General features: G+C 62.0%; 20 protein-coding genes. 6 read left to right on the top strand and 14 right to left on the bottom strand.

The window, feature by feature from the left end; translation table 11 throughout:
- Positions 1 to 110: 110 nt before the first annotated feature.
- The gene (locus tag O4H31_RS10185; protein ID WP_269345409.1) at positions 111 to 722 is read left to right on the top strand and encodes a DUF4167 domain-containing protein; all 612 of its coding nucleotides are present in this window, start codon (positions 111 to 113) and stop codon (positions 720 to 722) included.
- Positions 723 to 785: 63 nt separating this feature from the next.
- Here O4H31_RS10185 and O4H31_RS10180 read toward each other — a convergent pair whose 3' ends face one another.
- Genes O4H31_RS10180 through lptF form a run of 7 tightly spaced genes read right to left on the bottom strand, consistent with a single transcriptional unit; the run spans position 786 to position 8797 of the window.
- Positions 786 to 1364: a hypothetical protein gene (locus tag O4H31_RS10180; RefSeq protein WP_269345407.1), complete on the bottom strand. Its 579-nt coding sequence runs from the start codon at positions 1362 to 1364 to the stop codon at positions 786 to 788.
- Positions 1365 to 1366: 2 nt separating this feature from the next.
- Entirely contained in the window at positions 1367 to 2209 is an 843-nt protein-coding gene (gene rsmA / locus O4H31_RS10175) for a 16S rRNA (adenine(1518)-N(6)/adenine(1519)-N(6))-dimethyltransferase RsmA (RefSeq protein WP_269345405.1), read from the bottom strand.
- Positions 2206 to 3180: a 4-hydroxythreonine-4-phosphate dehydrogenase PdxA gene (gene pdxA / locus O4H31_RS10170; protein WP_269345403.1), complete on the bottom strand. Its 975-nt coding sequence runs from the start codon at positions 3178 to 3180 to the stop codon at positions 2206 to 2208. Before pdxA ends, rsmA begins: the two co-directional genes overlap by 4 nt.
- The gene (locus tag O4H31_RS10165) at positions 3177 to 4415 is read right to left on the bottom strand and encodes a peptidylprolyl isomerase (RefSeq protein WP_269345402.1); all 1239 of its coding nucleotides are present in this window, start codon (positions 4413 to 4415) and stop codon (positions 3177 to 3179) included. The genes pdxA and O4H31_RS10165 overlap by 4 nt, the downstream gene beginning before the upstream one ends.
- Positions 4403 to 6568, bottom strand: a complete 2166-nt coding sequence (locus O4H31_RS10160; protein WP_269345401.1) for an LPS-assembly protein LptD — start codon at positions 6566 to 6568, stop codon at positions 4403 to 4405. The genes O4H31_RS10165 and O4H31_RS10160 overlap by 13 nt, the downstream gene beginning before the upstream one ends.
- A 1-nt stretch (position 6569) precedes the next feature.
- Positions 6570 to 7667, bottom strand: coding sequence for an LPS export ABC transporter permease LptG (gene lptG, locus O4H31_RS10155; protein ID WP_067629041.1), 1098 nt, complete (start codon positions 7665 to 7667; stop codon positions 6570 to 6572).
- On the bottom strand, positions 7664 to 8797 hold the full coding sequence (gene lptF / locus O4H31_RS10150) for an LPS export ABC transporter permease LptF (protein WP_120351027.1): 1134 nt from the start codon (positions 8795 to 8797) through the stop codon (positions 7664 to 7666). The genes lptG and lptF overlap by 4 nt, the downstream gene beginning before the upstream one ends.
- Positions 8798 to 8928: 131 nt before the next feature.
- Here lptF and O4H31_RS10145 point away from each other — a divergent pair, with 131 nt between their 5' ends.
- Together O4H31_RS10145 and O4H31_RS10140 are read left to right on the top strand one after the other, a co-directional pair.
- Positions 8929 to 10401 carry a leucyl aminopeptidase gene (locus tag O4H31_RS10145; protein ID WP_269345396.1) on the top strand — a complete coding sequence of 491 codons (1473 nt, stop codon included), beginning with the start codon at positions 8929 to 8931 and terminating at the stop codon, positions 10399 to 10401.
- A 7-nt stretch (positions 10402 to 10408) separates the two neighbouring features.
- Complete coding sequence (locus O4H31_RS10140; protein ID WP_269345394.1) at positions 10409 to 10867, top strand: DNA polymerase III subunit chi; 459 nt, start codon at positions 10409 to 10411, stop codon at positions 10865 to 10867.
- Between the two features lie 52 nt (positions 10868 to 10919).
- On the opposite strand, the gene O4H31_RS10135 is transcribed toward O4H31_RS10140, so the two are convergent.
- From O4H31_RS10135 to abc-f, 4 genes are all read right to left on the bottom strand, one after another.
- Positions 10920 to 11405, bottom strand: coding sequence for a hypothetical protein (locus O4H31_RS10135; RefSeq protein ID WP_269345392.1), 486 nt, complete (start codon positions 11403 to 11405; stop codon positions 10920 to 10922).
- Positions 11406 to 11558: 153 nt separating this feature from the next.
- Complete coding sequence (locus O4H31_RS10130; RefSeq protein ID WP_269345390.1) at positions 11559 to 12149, bottom strand: retropepsin-like aspartic protease family protein; 591 nt, start codon at positions 12147 to 12149, stop codon at positions 11559 to 11561.
- A gap of 45 nt (positions 12150 to 12194) precedes the next feature.
- Positions 12195 to 12833 (bottom strand): MarC family protein, encoded by a 639-nt coding sequence (locus O4H31_RS10125; protein ID WP_269345388.1) that lies wholly within the window; start codon positions 12831 to 12833, stop codon positions 12195 to 12197.
- A 91-nt stretch (positions 12834 to 12924) separates the two neighbouring features.
- A complete protein-coding gene (abc-f, locus tag O4H31_RS10120; protein ID WP_269345386.1) occupies positions 12925 to 14790 on the bottom strand; it encodes a ribosomal protection-like ABC-F family protein in 1866 nt (621 codons plus the stop codon).
- 106 nt (positions 14791 to 14896) lie between these two features.
- Between abc-f and ndk the strand changes: the two genes are divergently transcribed.
- Positions 14897 to 15319, top strand: a complete 423-nt coding sequence (gene ndk / locus O4H31_RS10115; RefSeq protein WP_067266630.1) for a nucleoside-diphosphate kinase — start codon at positions 14897 to 14899, stop codon at positions 15317 to 15319.
- A 63-nt stretch (positions 15320 to 15382) separates the two neighbouring features.
- Here the strand turns inward: ndk and O4H31_RS10110 are convergent, their stop codons facing one another.
- The 3 genes from O4H31_RS10110 to O4H31_RS10100 form a co-directional block, all read right to left on the bottom strand.
- Complete coding sequence (locus tag O4H31_RS10110) at positions 15383 to 15805, bottom strand: DUF4112 domain-containing protein (RefSeq protein WP_269345378.1); 423 nt, start codon at positions 15803 to 15805, stop codon at positions 15383 to 15385.
- Positions 15806 to 15900: 95 nt separating this feature from the next.
- A complete protein-coding gene (locus O4H31_RS10105; RefSeq protein WP_259980958.1) occupies positions 15901 to 16023 on the bottom strand; it encodes a hypothetical protein in 123 nt (40 codons plus the stop codon).
- Positions 16024 to 16168: 145 nt separating this feature from the next.
- Complete coding sequence (locus O4H31_RS10100; RefSeq protein WP_269345374.1) at positions 16169 to 17083, bottom strand: MBL fold metallo-hydrolase; 915 nt, start codon at positions 17081 to 17083, stop codon at positions 16169 to 16171.
- A gap of 44 nt (positions 17084 to 17127) precedes the next feature.
- On the opposite strand from O4H31_RS10100, the gene O4H31_RS10095 reads away from it, so the two are divergent.
- Together O4H31_RS10095 and O4H31_RS10090 are read left to right on the top strand one after the other, a co-directional pair.
- Positions 17128 to 18450, top strand: a complete 1323-nt coding sequence (locus O4H31_RS10095; protein WP_269345372.1) for an ATP-binding protein — start codon at positions 17128 to 17130, stop codon at positions 18448 to 18450.
- Positions 18451 to 18519: 69 nt separating this feature from the next.
- Complete coding sequence (locus tag O4H31_RS10090) at positions 18520 to 18969, top strand: DUF4442 domain-containing protein (protein WP_269345370.1); 450 nt, start codon at positions 18520 to 18522, stop codon at positions 18967 to 18969.
- Positions 18970 to 19237 lie beyond the last annotated feature (268 nt).

Here is a 19237-nt window from a genome sequence, read left to right as displayed (position 1 = left end):
ATAGGCGGTCCCGCGCGGCACTATGCCCAACATATCGCTTAGGCCGGGTTCAAGACGTGCTTTGCACCCCCCGGTGAACGACACACAGCACACAAGGCTGACATCATTCCATGAATTCTCCCAGATCACGCTCCCGGTCGAAGAATAACCGCAAACGCTCGTCGCAAGGTGGCGGCGGCAATGTCGTCAATCGTGTTTTTGACAGCTCCGGCCCCGAGGGTAAGGTGCGCGGCACGCCGCAGCAGGTTATCGAGAAATACAACCAACTGGCCCGCGACGCACAGTTGAGCAATGACCGTGTTGCCGCCGAGAACTTTCAACAGCACGCCGAGCATTACCTGCGTCTGCTGAGCGAAGCGCAGCGCGAGGTGGATCAGCGCCGCGAAGAGCAAGAGCGCCAGAACCGTGAGCGCCAAGCTGAGCGGGATCGCGAGCGCGCAGAGCGTCAGGAGCGCGAGGCGCAGCAGGGCGGCCATTCTCAGGGCAACCAGTCTCAGGACGACCAGCCGAAGGCGGACAAGCAGCCCGAGCCTGCGCAGCAGCAGCAGCAAGCCGAGGCCGACACGAACAGCGAAGAGAGCACGCTGGTCGACACGCCCGAAAGCAAGCCCAAGCCGAAACGCGCTCCGCGTCGCAAGCCCAAGCCGAAAGCGGCAGAGGCACAGCCGCAGGACAATGGCAGCGATGGCGATGGTAACGACACCGCCAAAGCCGCAGAATAACAAAAGCCCCGCAAATTGCGGGGCTTTTTCGTGTGGGACTTTGGTAGGGCGCGCGGGGTGGCCTTACCCTTCCATCCCCGCCTGCACATATCTGACACGTCCGTTGCGCCGCAGCACTTCTTCACGCGGCTCCCAGTCGTAGCGCGGGTCGCTCATCACCGGCGACCAGAACAACTCGCCGCCCTGCCGCCATGGATCAAGTACAAGCCCTGCCTCCATCTGGGCACCCGCCGCCGAAATGATGGCCGTCGAATGATCCAGCAGGATCCGCGAGTCGCCATTGGCGATGGCCCGGTGCATGTCGAGCGTGGCGAAACCTTCGGCCAGCAGCCGTTTCTCCAGATCCTCTGCCCAATGCCAACACAGGCCCCGTGGCTTGCTGCCGTTGTTGACCTTCACGTTATGAATCAGCGGCGGGTCGGTGATTTGATAGGCAATCGCCAACTCATGGGTATGACGGTAGGCGATCCCCGCCGCACGGGCGGCCTCTGCCGGGTCCACGCTGGGAGAGAGTTCTGTGATGGCACGGGTCAGCGCCGAGATATCGGCCTCAGTCCCCAGTGGTGGTGGCCCGTTGCGGGGCAAGGCACAGGCGGAAAGCGTCAGCAGCAGCGTGCAGACGAGCAATAGACGGTAGAACATTTTCACCCCTTGGCGATTTCACGGGCAAGGGCGCAGAAGCCCTCTAGCGGCACCTGCTCGGCCCGGTCGGTGGGTTTCAGCCCGGCGGCGTGAAGGCGATCTTCGATATCCGGCGCGGCGCCCTTGAGGGCCGAGCGCAGCATCTTGCGACGTTGATTGAACGCCATCGCGACCACGCGGCTGAGCACAGCGGGATCAGCCGGATATCGCGGCTCGGGCAGGGCGGTCAGATGCACCACGCTCGACGAGACCTTTGGCGGCGGCGTGAAAGCCCCCGGCGGCAATTGCATGACGATCCGCGCATCACTGCGCCATTGTGCCAGCACGGCCAGCCGCCCGTAGGCTTTGGAGCCGGGCGTCGCGACGATCCGCTCGGCCACTTCGCGTTGGAACATCAGCGTCAGGCTTTGCCAAAACGGCGGCCACTCAGGCGGGGTGAGCCAGCGCACCAGCAACTCGGTCCCGACGTTATAGGGCAGGTTGGCGGCCACGCGGATCGGCGGGGTCAGATGGCTCAGCGGGTCGATCTCCAGCGCGTCCCCTTCGATCACCGTCAGGCGACCGGGGTAATGTTCTGCCACCTCGGCCAGCGCGGGCAGGCAGCGGCGGTCCTTCTCAATCGCCAGCACACGCCGCGCGCCCTCGGCCAGCAGACCGCGGGTCAGGCCACCGGGGCCGGGGCCGATTTCCAGCACGTCGCAATCGGCCATATCCCCGGCCTGTCGCGCGATCTTGGCCGTGAGGTTCAGGTCCAGCAGGAAGTTCTGGCCCAGCGATTTCCGCGCGGCCAGTTCGTGTGTGTTGATCACCTCGCGCAGCGGCGGAAGGTTGTCGATTGTACTCATGTTTTCTGGCCCATCTGCCATGCCAGTTTGATCGCTTCGATCATGCTGGTCGGGTTGGCGCGCCCTTGGCCCGCGATGTCAAAGGCGGTGCCGTGATCGGGGGAAGTGCGCACGAAAGGCAACCCCAGCGTCACGTTCACCCCCCGGTCAAAGTCCAGCGTCTTGATCGGGATCAGCGCTTGGTCGTGATACATCGCCACCGCCGCGTCATAGCCTGCGCGGGCGCGGGCGTGGAACATCGTATCGGCGGGCAGCGGCCCGGCCAGGGCATAGCCTTCGCCTTGCATTTCGATAATCAGCGGAGCGATCCAGTCGATCTCTTGCTGCCCCATGCTGCCGCCTTCGCCCGCGTGGGGGTTCAGCCCGGCCACAGCAATGCGCGGACGTTCAACGCCGAAACGGCTCTGCAATTCCTGCGCCGTGATCTCAATCGTGCGGCGCAGGCCCGCCGGTGTCAGCGCCCGTGGCACCTGATCGAGCGCGATGTGGATCGTGGCGGGCACGACGCGCAACTGGTCAGAGGCCAGCATCATCACCACGTCGTCGACACCAGCAAGTGCTGCGAGATATTCGGTATGGCCGGGATAGGCGAAATTCGCGCCGTCCTGCAGCGCCTTCTTGTGGATCGGCGCGGTGCAGATGGCGCAAGCGGCCCCAGTCTGCACCAGATCGACCGCGCGGGCGATCACGTCAATCACCCCCTGCGCATGGCTAGGTTGCGGCACCCCGGCGAGCGCGGTGCTTTCGAAAACATGAGACAGCACAGGCAGCGCATCGGTGCTCGGTGCACCTACATCTTCGGGGCTTTGGATCAAGCGGTGCGGCACATCTTGAGGCAGGTGGCGCGGGTCGCCGATCCAGAACATCGGGATGTCAGACGAAAGCGCCGCCCAAGCACGGGCGGCGATCTCTGGGCCGATACCTGCGGGTTCACCGCAGGTGATGGCCACCGGCCGGGAGGGGCTGCTCATTGGCGGGTGATACGGGCTTCGGCGCGGGCCTGTTCCAACAGCTGCGTGGCGTAGCCCTCAAGCTTGCGCTGCCGGATTGAGCTTACCACCGCGTCGCGGTTCACATCGGCATTGGCCGCCGTGGTGCGGTTGCACAGCATCAGGAAAACCAGCGTCTCCCCATTGGCACGGGTCAGCGTTGTCGAGACTTCGCCGGGGTCGAGTTTGGCCAGTTCGATGGCCACGTCCTGTGGAATCTCACCAGGAGCCTTGGTGCCACGGTCGAGCACATTCGCGGGCTGGCCCTTGGCAACGCCATAGAGGTCATCGCACTGATCCACCTGACCGCGCAATTGTGCGGCGCGCGACAGGGCGGCCTCGGACCGGCCACCGGGGATGTAATAGGCGGCGTAGTCAATCTCGGAATATTCAACGCTGGGCTTGCCAGTTTCTTCGATGCCGCGCAGCTGGAACAGGGCCACGGCATTGGGGATCGGCAGCGGGGCCGTCACCTCACCGGGGGCCAGCGCCAGCAGGATCGGGCGCAGGCTGGCGGGCAGATTTTCAAGCGGGGTCCAAGGCATCTTGCCGCCGCGCCCGCGTGAGGCGGTGGCGGAATATTGGCTCGCATAGGAAGAGAATTCAGCCTCAGAGCGGCTTTGCGCAATCCGCTCGGCCAGCGCATTCACCTGATCGGCGTTCTGCGGCGGGGCGGGGATGATGATCTCGGACAAAAGCACGCGCAGGCCATTGTTGCCCCGGCTGCTGCCAAGGGCGCGGTCGACCTCTTCGTCGGTGATGTCGACGCGGCCATTGTAGCGCGCGCGGATCAGATCACGCCACGCGGCGCTGATCACGATGAAGTCACGAAAGGTCTCTTCCGAGATCTGAGCCTGACCCAGAACCTTGAGAAATTCCTCGGTCGTCAGATCCGCGCGGCTGGCAAATTCGGCCATGCCGGATTGAATGCCCTCTGGCGTGACTTCAAGCCCGGCTTGGTCAAGCACTTGCCCGCGCAGCCGGTCGTCGATCAGACTGTCGATCACGCTGTTGGTATCCGTTCCCGGCGCGCCGATCAGCTGCATGAAACGCTGCCGCTGCTGGACTTCGTAACCGGTGATGACCTCATCGTTGACACGGGCCACGGGCGCAAAAAGGTTCTGCGCCGCTGCGGATTGGCCGACCACCACAGCAAAGGCGAGTGCCGCAGTGCTACGGATCCCGGCACGGACTGTCTGTTTCGTTACTTCCCACATGAGCGTACGTATCTTTCTGTTCCGGTGTTTGCGGCAAAGCCCCTGAGGCCGATGTTAAAACCGATATCCGTTGAGGGCTCAACACTTGTTGAGGATGAATAGCTGCGGTTAACGGAAAGGTCGACCTGCACGCATTCATTGTTGTAGCTCAGGCCAAGACCTGCCGTTGCGGCGCGTTCATCGGCAAGGTCGAACCGCCATTCGGCCGAGGCTTGCCATTGGCTGTTGATCGAATAGCTGCCGTCAAAGGTGATCTCTGACACATCTTCGTCGCGGTCCTCTGCGGCATCTTCCTGCAGCCAGACATAGCTGCCCGCGATCTGCCCGCGCTTGAAATCCCAGATGCCGCGCAACTCAGCCTTGGCGACTTCGAAATCATCATCAACCAACCCGCGCCCAATGAGCGCCAAACCCTCGTCACTGCGCAATTGCCCGGCCAGCAGGAAATCGGAATGGGTGCCCTGCAAGCCCGAGCTAAAGGTGAAAGCATCGTCGGCCTTGGCCCTGATGACCTGCCCGAAAGAAAAGCTGGTATCCAACCCGGTCGGATCAATCCGCGCCCAGTTCACACCAAAGGCCGCGACCGCACCGCGTTCACGCCGGTCGGGGCGCGGAAAACGGCTAAGCGACAGGAAATTGCCTTCGTCATATTCAACCAGCGTGCTTTCCTCATTTGGGATGTTGAGCCGATCGCCCCCGGTCCATCCGAATTGCACAATCGGTTCGAACTGTTGCACCACACCGCGCGCCTCACGACGCTGCATAGGGTAGCGAAATGAAACAGAAGCCTGTGGTACGAGGTCGTAGTGCCGCTCACTGTAAAAGGCATCCTGCGCGATGTTGAACAGACCAAAGCTCGCCCCAGCCTGGAGATCGGTGACCAGACCGTTGCCAAAGGTAAAGCGCCGCAGCCATTCAGCCTCGCCATTGAGCCGCGACACATCACGCCCGTCGGCCTCGCCATCGCCGTCGCCATCGGTGCTGAGACCAGAGGCCCGGCGGTGGCTATGGGCCTCAAGCGTCAGGCGAACCTCACCACCAATTGAGGTGGGGAAATAGCGCCGCTGGTGTTCGCCGTCCAAGACCAGATTGGGCAACAGATCATTGTCTTCGCCATCGCGCAACGATTGGTAGTTCAGCAAGCTTGCCCGCACATATTGATCCCGCCGCGCGCGGCTGACAGTCAACTCGCTGGTCAGGCGGTCTTTGTCGGAATAGCCGTAGTCACTGAGGTAGGACCGGTCGCTGGTGACCTCAATCCCGAAGTAAAGTTTATAGTCCCGCCGCAGATCGAAGGTGCCGGTGCCAAACAGGTAGCCACGGGTTTCACCCGGCTCCAATTCGTCATCGGTGATCGCGCCGTCAAAGTCGATCCGGCCAGAAACGAAAGCCTGACGGTAGCGGAATTCAAGCGTGCGGGTTTCGGCGGAAAGATAGGGCGTCAGCGTCAGATCGCGGTGATCGCCAATCTTGATGAAATAGGGCAGTTTCAGCCCCACGCCCAATTGCGAGGTTGAGCGGACAGACGGGGCGAGAAAGCCGGTCGCGCGGTCCAATGTCGGGTCGGGCAAGCGGAGGCGCGGCAGATAGGCGACGGGCACGTTCTTGATACGGAACTGCGCCTCGTCAAAGTAAAGCTGCTGGGCCAGTTGGTCATGCACCACCCGTTTGGCGCGGATTTGCCAAAGTGGCGTTTCGCCATCTTCGCATACTTTACAAGAGGTTACGGCGGCTTTGTAAAGTTGACTATAGCGCCCTTCGACACGGTTGATCTGCACGGCAGCCAGCTGCAACTGCTGCTCTAAAATCATCCGTGCGCCGCGCAGCAGCCCTGATTGCAACCCCGCATCGAGGGAGGCCGCATCGGCGAGGATCGTGGTATTCTCCCCCTCTGACAGGACAATCGGCCCTTCAATGCTTAAAGCGCCAGTGGCCTGATTATAGCGGATCGCCGTGGCACGCAGCCGCGTCTCTCCTTGGAAGGCTTCGACGTTTCCCTGCGCAACCAATACCTTGTCACGGGTAATGAATACCTGATCGGCCACCAGAACGGCGGGGCGGTCGCTGGCCGGGGCGGTCTGTGCGCTGACCGTCAGCGGCGCGAAAGTCAGGGGCGCAAAAGTAAGGGCAAGTCCAACAAGGGCCGCGCGCATGTCAGCCATCCTCCGCGTGCAAAAGCAGGCCTAACGCCAGAAAAATCGCGGCCACGGGCGGTGCCCAAGCGGCGAGGGTTACGGGGATTTGGCCGTTTTCGCCAAGGATTTGTGCGAAACTGCGAATGAAATACAAACCGAACCCCAGCAAAATCGAGGCCAGCACAGCAACACCGGTCCCCCCAAAGCGGGTATGGCGCATGGTGAATGCGCTCGCAACCAGAACCATGGCGACCAGAAAGAAGGGTCGCGCCAGTTCTGCTTGCAACCAGACCTCATGCTGGCGCGTGCTGAACCCTGCCTGTTCCAATTGGCGAATGAACTCGGGCAACTCATAGATGGAAACGGCAGCGACCCGGCCAATGCTCTCGCGGATGCGCTCTACGGTCAGGGATGAGGGGATGGTCAGGGTCTCATGCTCCTCAGAGGCGCCTTCGGCGTTCACCCCGGCCTCCAGCGGCCAAATCTTGGCGCCGGTCAATTCCCAGTCGCCACCGCTCAACTGCGCGCTTTCGGCTTCGATCCGGCGGATCGGACCTTTCTCGGCGTCATAGCTGATGATCGTCACATTATAGAGAACGGAGGCATCGCTGTTGGTGCGCCACGCGCGAATGACCGATTGGCCTTCCTCCGTGCCCTGACGCAGCCAAAGCCCCTCGTCGCTCACAGACAGGGCCGAGCGACCGTTGGAACGGTATTTCTGGGTCAATTGCTCGGCCCGTTCACTGGTCGCGGCGACGATGGGGTTGAGAAAGGCCACCGCCAACGTGCCGATGATCAGCGCCACCACCACCGGTGCCACCAGCGCGCGCAGGGCAGAGCGACCCGCAGCGCGGGTCACCACCAACTCCGAGGACCGCGCAAGACCGATGAAAAGCGCCACCGTGGCAAGGATCATGATCAGCGGCAGGATCATATTGATGGTCTGCGGCATATGCAGCAGCGTCATCCCCAAGACCTGATCCCAGCCCACATCATCATCGGCAAAGCGCCGGGCCTGATCCACACCATCAACCAGCATCACCAAGGCGGCCAGCACCCCGGTGATGACGAGAAAGCTCATGAAAAAGCGGCGGGCGAAGTAGAGATGAAGGATCATGCGGCCGCCCCTTTGCCACGTAGCCGCCGCCTTATCCAGCGCGGATGTGCCGCCTGCCAAAGCATTGCCAACGTCAGCACGGCCCCGATAAGCGAGGGCAGGTAGGCCAGCGGCCAGAGGGCCGCAGTCTCACGGATTTGCACCACCATCGTGCCCCGCAGCCCGTCAATAGCGATGAGCAGGCCAAAGGCGATCACCGCCTCGCGCCAGACGCCAAAACGGGAAAAGCCGCCAAGGATCAAAGTGGCAAAACCGATCATCGCTGCGACGAGGCAAAACAGCGGTTGCGCAAAACGGCCATGCAGTTCTTCGGCAACGACGCCCGCTGTGGTGTCAGTTTGCGCCGCAACCTCGCCCCAATTCCAAAGCAGATCGGGCGTCACCATGGCGCTGACAGACGGGTCGATCGCATCGCCACTGCTCACCAACGGAGAGATATCAAAGGAAAAGTCGCGGAATTTGGCCGTGGCCAAGCGATTGCGCTCGGTGTCCAGCCGCTGCGCCATACCGCTGAGCATGATCAGCGTCGTGCTGTCGCCATTGCGCGCCAGATAGGCTTCGGCGGCGGTATAGATCACCCCCTCATTGGCCTTGCGCCGATCCGACAGAAAAACATCACGCAGCACACCGTCGTTGTCGATGGCCCGGGTGTAGAAGGTCACATCGTCGGAAGGGTGTAGAAAAGTCCCTTCTGTCAGCAGCCGCGCGGTAAGGTTGCGCGAGATCTCGGCCTCGCGCTGTTTTAACTGACCCTGCGCCATAGGCACCAGAAAATGGCTGAGCACCGTCATCATCACCGCCACACACAGCCCAAAGACAAAGACAGGCCAAGCCAGCCGCCATGGGCCGGAGCCTGCGGCCTGCAGCACGGTCAACTCAGATTCGCCCGACATGCGGTTGGTCACATAGACCGAAGCGGCAAAGGTCGCGATGGGCAGGACGGTGACGATGAGCTTGGGCAGGCCAAGGGCCGTGAACTCCAAAAACACCAGTGCAGATTGGCCATCGCCGATCAAACGGTCGAATAGGACCACCGCGCGGTTGATCCAGAACAGCGCCACCAGCACCAGAGCGAAAAAGCCGAACATAACCAGAAGTTGCGACAGCATGTAGCGGTCAATTCTTGCCACTCTGATCCCCCGAGATGCTCTGACGGCCTTTGCGCAGATCCTAAAGCAATTCGCGGGGCGGGAAAACTGCTATCTGGCCATGCGCGGCGCGCCGCGATAGGTCTGGGGCAAAATCAACCATGAGGCATGCCATGACCGATCTGACCCCCATCACCTTCGCCGAGACCGACATCGACAGTATCGCGGGGCATTCCGGGCGGATCGCGGTGTTCCTAGAGCCTGAGGGCCGTTTGGATGCCGGGGCGCGGCGGGTCAATCGGCTGACCAAAGGCGCTTTGCAGCGGCTGGTGGAGAGTGAGCGTTTTGCGGCGCTGAAGTCCGGTGACATGCTCAGCATGGGCTATCCGGCTGGCATGGCGGCAGAGGCCGTCGACGTAATCCACATGCCGCGCCGGGCCGATGTGATGACCGCCCGCAAAGCCGGTGCCGCGCTGGCCAAGCGCCGGGGCGACAGTGATATGCTGATGCTCGCTGCCGCGACCCGCCGGGTGGCGGATGTGGCCTTTGGACTGGCGATGCGAGACTATGGGTTTGAAGATCACAAATCCGCCCCCAAGCCGCGTAAAGGCAGTGTTGAGGTGATGTGCTCCAAACCCGAGGAGGCCCGCGAGGCCGCAGCGCCGTTGATGGCGGTGGCCGAGGGCGCTTTTATGACGCGCGATCTGACCAACGCGCCTGCCAACATTCTGACGACGACCAACTTTGCAGAACGTCTGGCCGAGATGGAGAGCTTGGGCCTGAAAGTTGAAGTACTGGATGAGGAAGAGCTTGCAAGCCTCGGTATGCGCACGCTTTTGTCTGTGGGTCAGGGGTCTGACAGCCCTTCCAAAGTCGTCGTGATGCGGTGGGATGGCGGCGCAGATGATATGGCCCCGCTGGCGCTGGTCGGCAAGGGTGTCGTCTTTGACACAGGCGGCATCAGCCTTAAACCCGGCGCTGGCATGGAAGACATGACGATGGACATGGGCGGCGCGGGCGTTGTGTCGGGCGTGATGCGCACGCTGGCGCTGCGCAAGGCCAAGGCGAATGTTGTCGGACTGGTGGGCATTGTCGAGAATATGCCTTCGGGCAATGCGACCCGTCCGGGCGATGTGATCACAACCATGAAAGGCGACACGGTGGAGGTCATCAACACCGACGCCGAGGGGCGTTTGGTGCTTTGCGATGTGATGTGGTACGCGCAGGACCGCTTCAAACCTGCCGCGATGATTGACCTGGCGACGCTGACGGGTGCGGTCATTATCGGGCTGGGTCATGAAAACGCTGGCGTCTTCTCGAACGACGACGGGCTGTGCAACGATTTCCTGAAGGCCGCAGAGAGTGAAGGCGAGGGCGCATGGCGACTGCCGCTGGGGCAAGGCTATGACGATCAGTTGAAAAGCCGGATCGCCGATATGAAAAACATCGGCGGGCGTCCGGCGGGATCGATCACGGCGGCGCAATTCCTCAAGCGCTTCGTCAAGGATGAGACACCTTGGATTCACCTCGACATCGCCGGGGTCGCCTCGTTGAAGTCCGAGAGCACGCTGGCACCCGCGGGCGCGACGGGCTGGGGCGTGGCGGCACTGAACCGTCTGGTCGCCGACCGTTTCGAGAAGGGCTGAGCCGGATATGGGGGCGGCTTACTTCTACCACCTGACCCAGCGACCTCTGGTCGAGACGCTGACGATGCTGCTGGAAAAGTCGCTCGCCAACGGGTGGCGCGTGGCGCTGCGCGGAACCGATCATGCGGGGCTGCAAGCGCTCGACCGGGCGCTTTGGACCTATTCGGACGACAGTTTTCTGCCCCATGGCATGGCGGGCGGACCGCGGGACGCGGATCAACCGGTGCTGTTGACCTTGGAGGATGGCACGCCCAATCGCGCGGATTGTTTGATGGCGGTGCATGGTGCCGATGTCACCGCCGAAGAGATCGCGTCGCTGCAACGGGTCTGCGTGCTGTTTGACGGGCATGATCCCGTGGCACTGGATCAAGCACGCGGCCTGTGGAAGCGCCTGAAATCCGAAGGCGCGTCGGCGCAATATTGGTCTGAGGAAAGTGGTCGCTGGGAAAAGAAGGCCGAGACTTAAAAGACGGCAGTGCAGGGGCAGGGGCCGAAAGCCCGCCGCCCCTGAACACGGATCAGGCCGCTTTGTCGAGCGCGGGTTTCGAGGCAGCGGCGGATTTGCTCGCTTCGGCCTCCGGCGCTGCGGGTTCGACCTTGCTCACATAGGATTTGGCCGCTTCGACCGCGCTGTTGTTCACCGGCGCGATGGTGTCCAGCAAGGCGCGTGTACGCTGGCTGTCGACGCTGCGCTGTGCTGCGGCGCGGGCAAAGGCTGCGTCATCCGCACCCGTCGGCTTTTGCGATGTCTCAACCGGCTTTGCCTGGGTCACGGCTTGCACCGTTTCGGTCTTGGCAGGCGCTCCCACGGCTTGGGGTTTGGAAGCCTCCTGTGCCGCCGTGCTATTTTGCGTGGTCTGCCCCTCACTGGCGGGTTTCGTTTGCGCCTGTGGGGAGTTGTTGTTGGTCTTCTCGGCCTTCTCTGGCTTTTCAGCCTTCTCCGCCTTGGCGGGTTTATTGCTTTGTTGGTAGGAGGATGACCCACCGATGATATTTGTCAGCATAGCAGCACTTTCTCCAGAATTGGGTACAGTTGTGCTTTGCAAGTATCTGGGCAAAAGGGCGGAAACCTGTTCAATTCACGGCGAATGCGGCGTGATTTTGCGGCGAATTTGATCTTTTGTAGCGCAATTCGGGCAAGGTCTCGCCCTATTCGATCAGCGGCTCAGGCGCAGCTCGCCGCCGCTGATCTCGATCCGGCCCCAGCGTTGCAGGTAGCCCATGCCGAGCAAAGATTGCGACATGATCCCGTCATTCACCACCGCGGGGACATTGCGGTCAACCGCATCGCCCACCACGACCTCATCCAGCCGCACGAAAGCGGTGCGCGTCTCGCCATTGGCGGTGCCCGCGCGGCCGAGGTAGTCGAGCCCTTCGGGGGCAATGCCAATCCGCGCAGCATCCGCTTTGGTCAGCACAATGTCCGACGCGCCCGTGTCGACGACAAAGCGCACCGCCGCGCCGTTGATCTCGGCCGTCAGGTAGTAATGCCCATCGCGCCCGCGCGGCAGGACGATCTCACCCTGTTGGTTGACGGAGAGTTGTTGGCGGGCGGTGTCGCGGGTGATGTCTTGCCACAGGCCAACGCCCGCCGCCGCGCCGGTAAAGATCAGCCCCCAGACCGCCGCCTGTTGCAGCGTCTTGTTCATATTGGGCCGGCTTTGCAAAAAGAACCAGCCCGCCAGCATCGCCAGCATCGCCAGCAGAACGATGAGGTAGATCAGATGTGCGGTATCGATTTCGGCCATGAATGCGCCCCCTTACACCTCATATAGGAAGCGAGCGGGCAAATGTCAGCCGGGCATCGGGCCGGGGCCAAAGCCAAAGGCCGCCAGCCCGTCGAGCACGAATTGAACCGAGAGGGCCGCCAGCAACATGCCCAGCAGACGGGTGATGATATTGATGCCGGTCTTACCCATCGCCCGCTCCAACGCGCCGCTGACCTGCATCGTCAACGCCATGACCACCAGCGTCAGCGCGGTGATCACGATGATGGTCAGCAGCCCTTCGCCGCCCGGTTTTTCACCCGTCAGCAGGATCACCGAGGCGATGGAGCCGGGGCCAGCGATCAGCGGAATGGCCATAGGGAAAACCGACGGATCGTCGTGGTCATCCTCATCCGCGCGGTCTTCGCGGCGTTTGGTGCGGCGGTCGAACAGCATGTCGAGCGCGGTGATGAACAAAAGAATGCCGCCCGCCACACGGAAGGCGGGCATCGAGATGCCGATAAAGCCCAGCACCGCCTCGCCAAAGGCGGCAAAAATCAACAGCACCAAGCCCGCCACACCCACCGCGCGCCATGCGATCAGGCGGCGTTGTGCATTGCTCATCCCACGGGTCAAGGCAAGGAAGACCGGCGCGATGGCGATGGGGTCGATCACCACGAACATCGTAACGAGAGCGGTGATCATATAGGCGGTGTCGAGGGTCATAGGTCTTCCTTGGCGCGGGGCTTCTTGCCAGAATGCACGAGGGCCGCCCCTTAGGCGACCCCCGCGATGTGATAAATTGGGCCATGCGGGGTCAGGCTGTGGCTTTCTCCAGCTTTTCTTGCGCGCCGACCCAGAGGCTCTCCGCACGCTCCAGCGCTTCCATCACTTCAGCGTATTTCTTGTTCCAGACCTCAAGCTCGCCGGTCTTGGCATCTTCGTAGAGCGCCGGATCGGCCAGTTTCTTGGCTAGCTTGTCGCGCATCTCATTGATTTTTTCCATGCGTGTTTCGGCCTTGCGGACCTCGCTGCGCAGGGCCAGCACCTCATCGCGGCTGGCGCGTTTGACTTTGGGGGCTTCTTTGAGTTGTTTCGACGGCTTCTTGCTGACGGGCTTTTCGGGTGTCAGCAGCATCTTGCGATAGGCTTCGAGGTCTTCCTCATAGGGTTTGACCGTGCCGTTCGACACAAGCCAAAGCCGGTCGGCCACCAGCGACAATAGGTGCATGTCGTGGCTGACAAGGATCACCGCGCCCGAGTAGCGCGTCAGCGCCTCAACCAGCGCCTCGCGGCTTTCGATGTCGAGGTGGTTGGTCGGCTCATCGAGGATCAGCAGATGCGGGGCGTGCAGCGTGGCCAACAGCAGCGAAAGCCGCGCCTTTTGGCCGCCTGACAGGCGGCCTACCTCGGTTTCGGCCTGTTCGGGGCCAAGGCCAAAGCCCGCCAGTTGCGCGCGCAATTTCGATTGCATCACACCGGGGCGGGCGGCGATCATATGTTGCAGCGGCGTCTCTTCGACGATCAACTCATCCACTTGGTGCTGGGCAAAGAAGCCCACCCGTAGTTTAGAGGAGTTTACCTGCCGCCCGGCCATCAGCGGCAGACGGTCCGACAAGAGTTTCGCCAGCGTCGACTTGCCCTGACCGTTCTTGCCCAAGAGCGCGATACGGTCGTCTTGGTCGATGCGCAGGTTCAGCCGCGTCAGCACCGGGTTGTCGTCGCTATAGCCGACCGAGCCGTTCTCAATATTGATGATCGGCGGCGAGAGTTCCTCGGGCTCAGGGAAGGTGAAGACCTTGCGCGCCACATCCTCGGGCGCGGTGATCATGTCCATCTTCTCGATCATCTTCAGACGGGATTGCGCCTGTTTCGCCTTGGAGGCTTTGGCCTTGAAGCGGTCCACGAAGCTTTGCATATGATCGCGCCGCGCCTGCTGCTTCTTGGCCATCGCCGCCTGCAACGCGCGTTTCTCGGCGCGCTGGCGGGCGAATTGGTCATAGGGACCCTGATAATACGTCAGCTTGCGGTCTTCGAGGTGCAGGATACCGCCCACGGCGCGGTTCAACAGACCGCGGTCGTGGCTGATGATCAGCACCGTATGCGGGTATTTCGCCAGATAGCTTTCCAGCCACAGCGCACCTTCAAGGTCGAGGTAGTTGGTCGGCTCGTCGAGCAGCAGCAGGTCGGGCTGGGCAAAAAGCACCGCTGCCAGCGCCACGCGCATCCGCCAACCGCCGGAAAAGGCAGAGCAGGGCATCTGCTGCTCTTCGTCGTCAAAGCCAAGACCCTTGAGGATCGACGCCGCGCGCCCTTCGGCGGACCATGCGTCGATATCGGCCAAACGGGTCTGAATGTCAGCGATGCGAGAGGGATCCTCGGCGGTCTCGCTCTCTTTCATCAACCGCGCGCGTTCGACATCGGCTTCCAGCACCGTGTCGATCAACGACGTCTCGGATGAGGGCACTTCCTGCGCCACGCCGCCGATCTTGGCGCGTGAGGGCAAAGACAACTCGCCGCCGTCCAGCGTGAGTTCACCACGGATGAGCTTGAACAGCGTGGTCTTGCCCGCGCCATTGCGCCCGACGATGCCCACTTTGTGGCCCTCGGGGATCACGGCAGAGGCCTCCTCAAACAGAGGGCGGCCTTCGACGGAGTAGTTGATTTCTGAAATGCGTAACATGCACGCCGTTTGGAGCAAGCCGGGCCGAAGGTCAATCACGGCTTTTCATGTGTTAGACCCCATGCTAGGGAGCGCGCAAATCAACACCCGCTATGGAGTACAGCCAATGGCCCTCGAACGCACTTTCTCGATCATCAAGCCCGACGCAACCCGCCGCAACCTGACCGGCGCCATCGTCAAGAAATTCGAAGACGCTGGCCTGCGCGTTGTCGCACAAAAGCGCATCCACCTAACAAAGGCGCAGGCGGGCGAGTTCTACAAGGTGCACGCTGAGCGTCCCTTCTACGACGAACTTTGCGAATTCATGGCCTCCGCGCCGATCGTTGCTCAGGTTCTCGAAGGTGAAAACGCCATTGCGAAGAACCGCGAAGTCATGGGTGCCACCAACCCTGCGGACGCCGCCGAAGGCACCATCCGCGCAGAATTTGCTGAAAGCGTTGGCGAAAACTCCGTTCACGGTTCCGACGCACCGGAAACCGCAGCGGTTGAGATCGCCTACTTCTTCTCCGGTCTGGAACTGGTCGGCTAAGCCACCGTTCTTCGGAAAACGATTGAAAGGGTCGCCTTCGGGCGGCCCTTTTGCGTTTAGGGATCAGTTATTGAGCGTGGGGTGATGCGAGGACATGCGCCCTTCGACGTTGCCCGTGGGCGGCGCTTTGGCGGCTTGGTCTTTCAGATGACGTTCCAGCAGATCGACGTTGCGCAGTTTCGACTTCCACCCGATGTCAAAAAGATCACCCACCAGCGGGACCGAACCGATAACGTAGTCGATCCCGGTGTTGACCAACATCTTTGCCAGCATCCCCTTTGGTGCGCCCATCCGGTGCGATTCTTTAAGGATATAGGCGGAAGGAAGCAGGGCGAGCGTATCGCCCACCACGGGCACGAAACCCAAAATCGAATCCCATCCCATGCGCACACCGACAATCGGCAATTTAAAAGCGCTGTCCATGCTGACCGCCAGACGGCGCAGACGGGCGAGGTCGGCTTCGTGAGAGGGGGCGTGGGGTTCCATATCTGTCCTTGCGTGTTGCTCTAGGCTGCAAACGCGCGGTCAGGCTGCAAAGTTCCCCAAAGCACCGGCTCCATCCGGCGCGTCGCGGGGCCTGCTCAAAGGCTGGCGTAATCGGTGATCAATGGTGTGGGACGCTGCGGTGGCTGGGCCGAAGTGCCCTTGGGCGTCTGCTCAGGCTTGGGTTTTTGCGGTTGCGGCGTTCTGTCAAGTCGGGCCATCGGGTAGCTCCTTTGCTGCTCGCTGGGGTTTGATGTCTTTCACCCTAGCAACCAGCTTGAGCGCGGTTCAGGTCCATAAATGGGCCGAATTGCGCCCAGATTGAGGCATTTGTTGCGATTTTGCGACGGAATCCACGGTTTTTCCCTATAAGCTGAGGGCGAAATGCGCCTCTGCCTGCAAGACACCCTGCGGGGCAACGCGGCCGCGCCCTGTCAAATCGACCAAATGCGCCAGCACGTTTCGCGTGGCAGCCCCTAATAGCGCGGCGGGGGTCTCGGTATAGATGGCGCGGGCGAGGTCTTCAGCCGTGGCGGGCCCGGCACTCAGCGCCTTAAGGATCGAAGCCTCCCGCGTGCGGCGGTGCGCCACCAACCAGTCAAGCCGCGCATTGGGGTCAAGGACCGGCGCGCCGTGGCCGGGGTAGAACACCCGCCAATTCCGCGCGCCCAGCTTTTCGCAAGAGGCCATGAAGTCGGTCAAATCCCCATCGGGTGGAGAGACCAGAGAGGTGGCCCAGCCCATGACGTGATCCGCTGTGAGACAGGCATGCCCCCATGCGAGGCAGAGGTGATTGCCGATATGACCCGGCGTGTGCAGCACCTCCAGCACCCAGCCGTCCCCCTCCAGCACATCGCTGTCGGCCAAGGTATGATCTGGGCGAAACCCGTGATCCACACCTTCACCGCCGCCCATCAGCCCCGCCTCGGCCAGCCCCTGCATCACCGCCGAACGGCCCGCCGTAGCGTCGCCAAAAGCCCAGACCTCGGCCCCGGTCCGCGCGGCCAAAGGACGGGCGAGGGGGGAATGATCGAGATGCGTATGGGTCACGATGATATGGCTGATGCGCTGCCCCGGCTCTATCGCGGCGAGGATCGCTTTAAGATGCGCGGGGCTGTCGGGGCCGGGGTCGATCACTGCCACATCGGTCTTGCCCAGAAGATAGGTATTGGTGCCGCGATAGGTCATTGGCGAGGGGTTGGGCGCCACGATACGGCGCAGCCCGGGCTCCAAGGTTTCGGCAAGGCAAATCTCGGGGTCGAAGTTGTCGGGCGGCAGCATGGTTTCACCTTTCGCTGGGGCAGGGGGCTGGCTAAGGTCTAGCCATGAATTTTGCCTGGCTCAAACGATATGTGCCACGCGGCATCTACGGACGCGCCGCGTTGATCCTGCTGTTACCGGTGGTGTTTTTGCAGTTGGTCGTTGTGGTGATCTTTGCCCAGCGACATTTCGAAGGCGTCACCGGTCAGATGACCGACACGGTCCTGCGCGAGTTGGAACTGGTCATGCTGGCGGTCGGCACGGCACCCGATGCCCAATCGGTGCCCATGGCGGTAGAGGCGCGGGCGGGGCCGCTTGATTTCGTGGTGACCCGCGCCAATCCTCCGCTGCCGGATGAAGACAGCATGCTGTGGTATGACTATTCGGGCCGGGTGCTCATCCCACGGATGAGAAGCCGCATGGAGGGGATCAAGGCATTTGACCTCAGCGATGATGATTTTGTCGTGCTCTACGTCGATAGCGTGCATGGCCCGCTGCGCATCCAGTTTGAACGGCGGCGGATCTCGGCCTCGAACCCGCACCAGCTTTTCGTTTACACGGTGTTTTTCGGCGTGCTTTTGAGTGTTATTGCGTCGATCTACCTGCGCAATCAATTGCGCCCCATCAAACGCCTGGCCCGTGCAGCCGAAGCCTTTGGCCGGGGCCGGCATGAGCCCTATACCCCTACTGGCGCTGTCGAAGTGCGCGCGGCGGGCAACGCCTTTGTCGACATGCGTGCACGGATCGAACGGCAGATCGAACAGCGCACGCTGATGCTCTCGGGGGTCAGCCACGACCTGCGCACCCCGCTGACCCGGATGCGCCTTGGCCTGTCGATGATCGACGAAGAGGATGCGGCCCCGCTGCTGGCCGATGTGGATGATATGCAGCGGATGCTGGATGAGTTTCTAAACTTCGCCAAGGGTGCCGCCGAGGGCGAGCCGGAGAAGGTGGAGCCGCATGGATTTGTACGCGCAATCGTCGAAGATGCCGAGCGCGGGGGGCGTCAAGTCACGCTTCTACCGCCCGAAGGCACGGGCGAGGGCATGGTAAAACTGCGCAAGGTGGCAATGCGCCGGGCGGTGGATAACCTGATCTCCAACGCCGTGCGCTATGGCTCGCAGGCCGAAGTCTCGGTCATGCTGAGCGACCGCACCCTGCGTATCCGGGTCGAAGACGACGGCCCCGGCATCCCGGAAGAGCGGCGCGACGAGGCGACACGGCCTTTCTCGCGGCTCGACCCTGCGCGCAATCAAGACAAGGGCGGCGGCGTTGGGCTGGGCCTTGCCATCGCCTCAGACATTGCGCGCGCCCATGGCGGGGTGCTGCGGCTTGGAGAATCGGCGCGGCTCGGCGGGCTGCGTGCAGATATTGTCATCGCGCGGTGACCCCGCGGCAGGATTGTGCCGCGCGCGCGGCTTTGCCACAGTGAGCCGACCTTAGAACGGAGCGCAGCCATGACCCCCTACGACATGATCAAAGCCCATCTCGACACCGCCGTGCCTTTTGCCGCCCATGTCGGAGTGAAACTGCTCAAGATCGGTGACGGTACTGCCAGCGCTGAGCTGGTGCAGCGACATGAGACCTCTAACCACATCGGCACCCAGCACGCAGGCGCGATGTTCACCTTGGGCGAGGCGGCCTCGGGTGCTGCCATGGCAGGGGCGATTGCGCCGGTGATTATGGACATGCGCCCCGTCGCGGCCATGGGGCAGATCACATTCAAAAAGATCGCCGAAGGCACGCTGACCGCCCACGCCGAAACCTCGCGCCCCGGTGCCGAATTGCTGACCGCGCTGCAAGAGGACGGAAAAGTCGCCTTTGACGTGGCGGTCGACATCCAGAATGAGGCGGGCGAGACGGTCGTTCAGATGCAGGTGAACTGGCATGTCAGCGCCAAACGCTGAGGTTTGGGCGAAAAGCGGGGGCGGAATGGTAGGCCCGGCAGAACTAGGACACGATATATAACAGTTACTTAGGCTCCGGTTAGCCATCAAATGGCCCATTGGAAACAAACAACAATACGGATTGTGGCTAATGACCTGCTCCCCTGAAATGTCCTCGATTTGAGGTTAGCCTGTTCTCCAATTGAGGAGACAAAAGATGAAGAGAAGCCGTTTCAGCGAAGAACAGATTATTGGCATCCTGAAGGAGCACCAGGCAGGGCTCGGCGCG

Origin of the sequence: Sulfitobacter dubius, assembly GCF_027214245.1 — a bacterium.
In the GTDB taxonomy this organism is placed as follows: Bacteria; Pseudomonadota; Alphaproteobacteria; order Rhodobacterales; family Rhodobacteraceae; genus Sulfitobacter; species Sulfitobacter dubius_A.
Note: the sequence above shows the minus strand (reverse complement) of the source record. Positions and strands in the feature narration are given on the sequence as shown.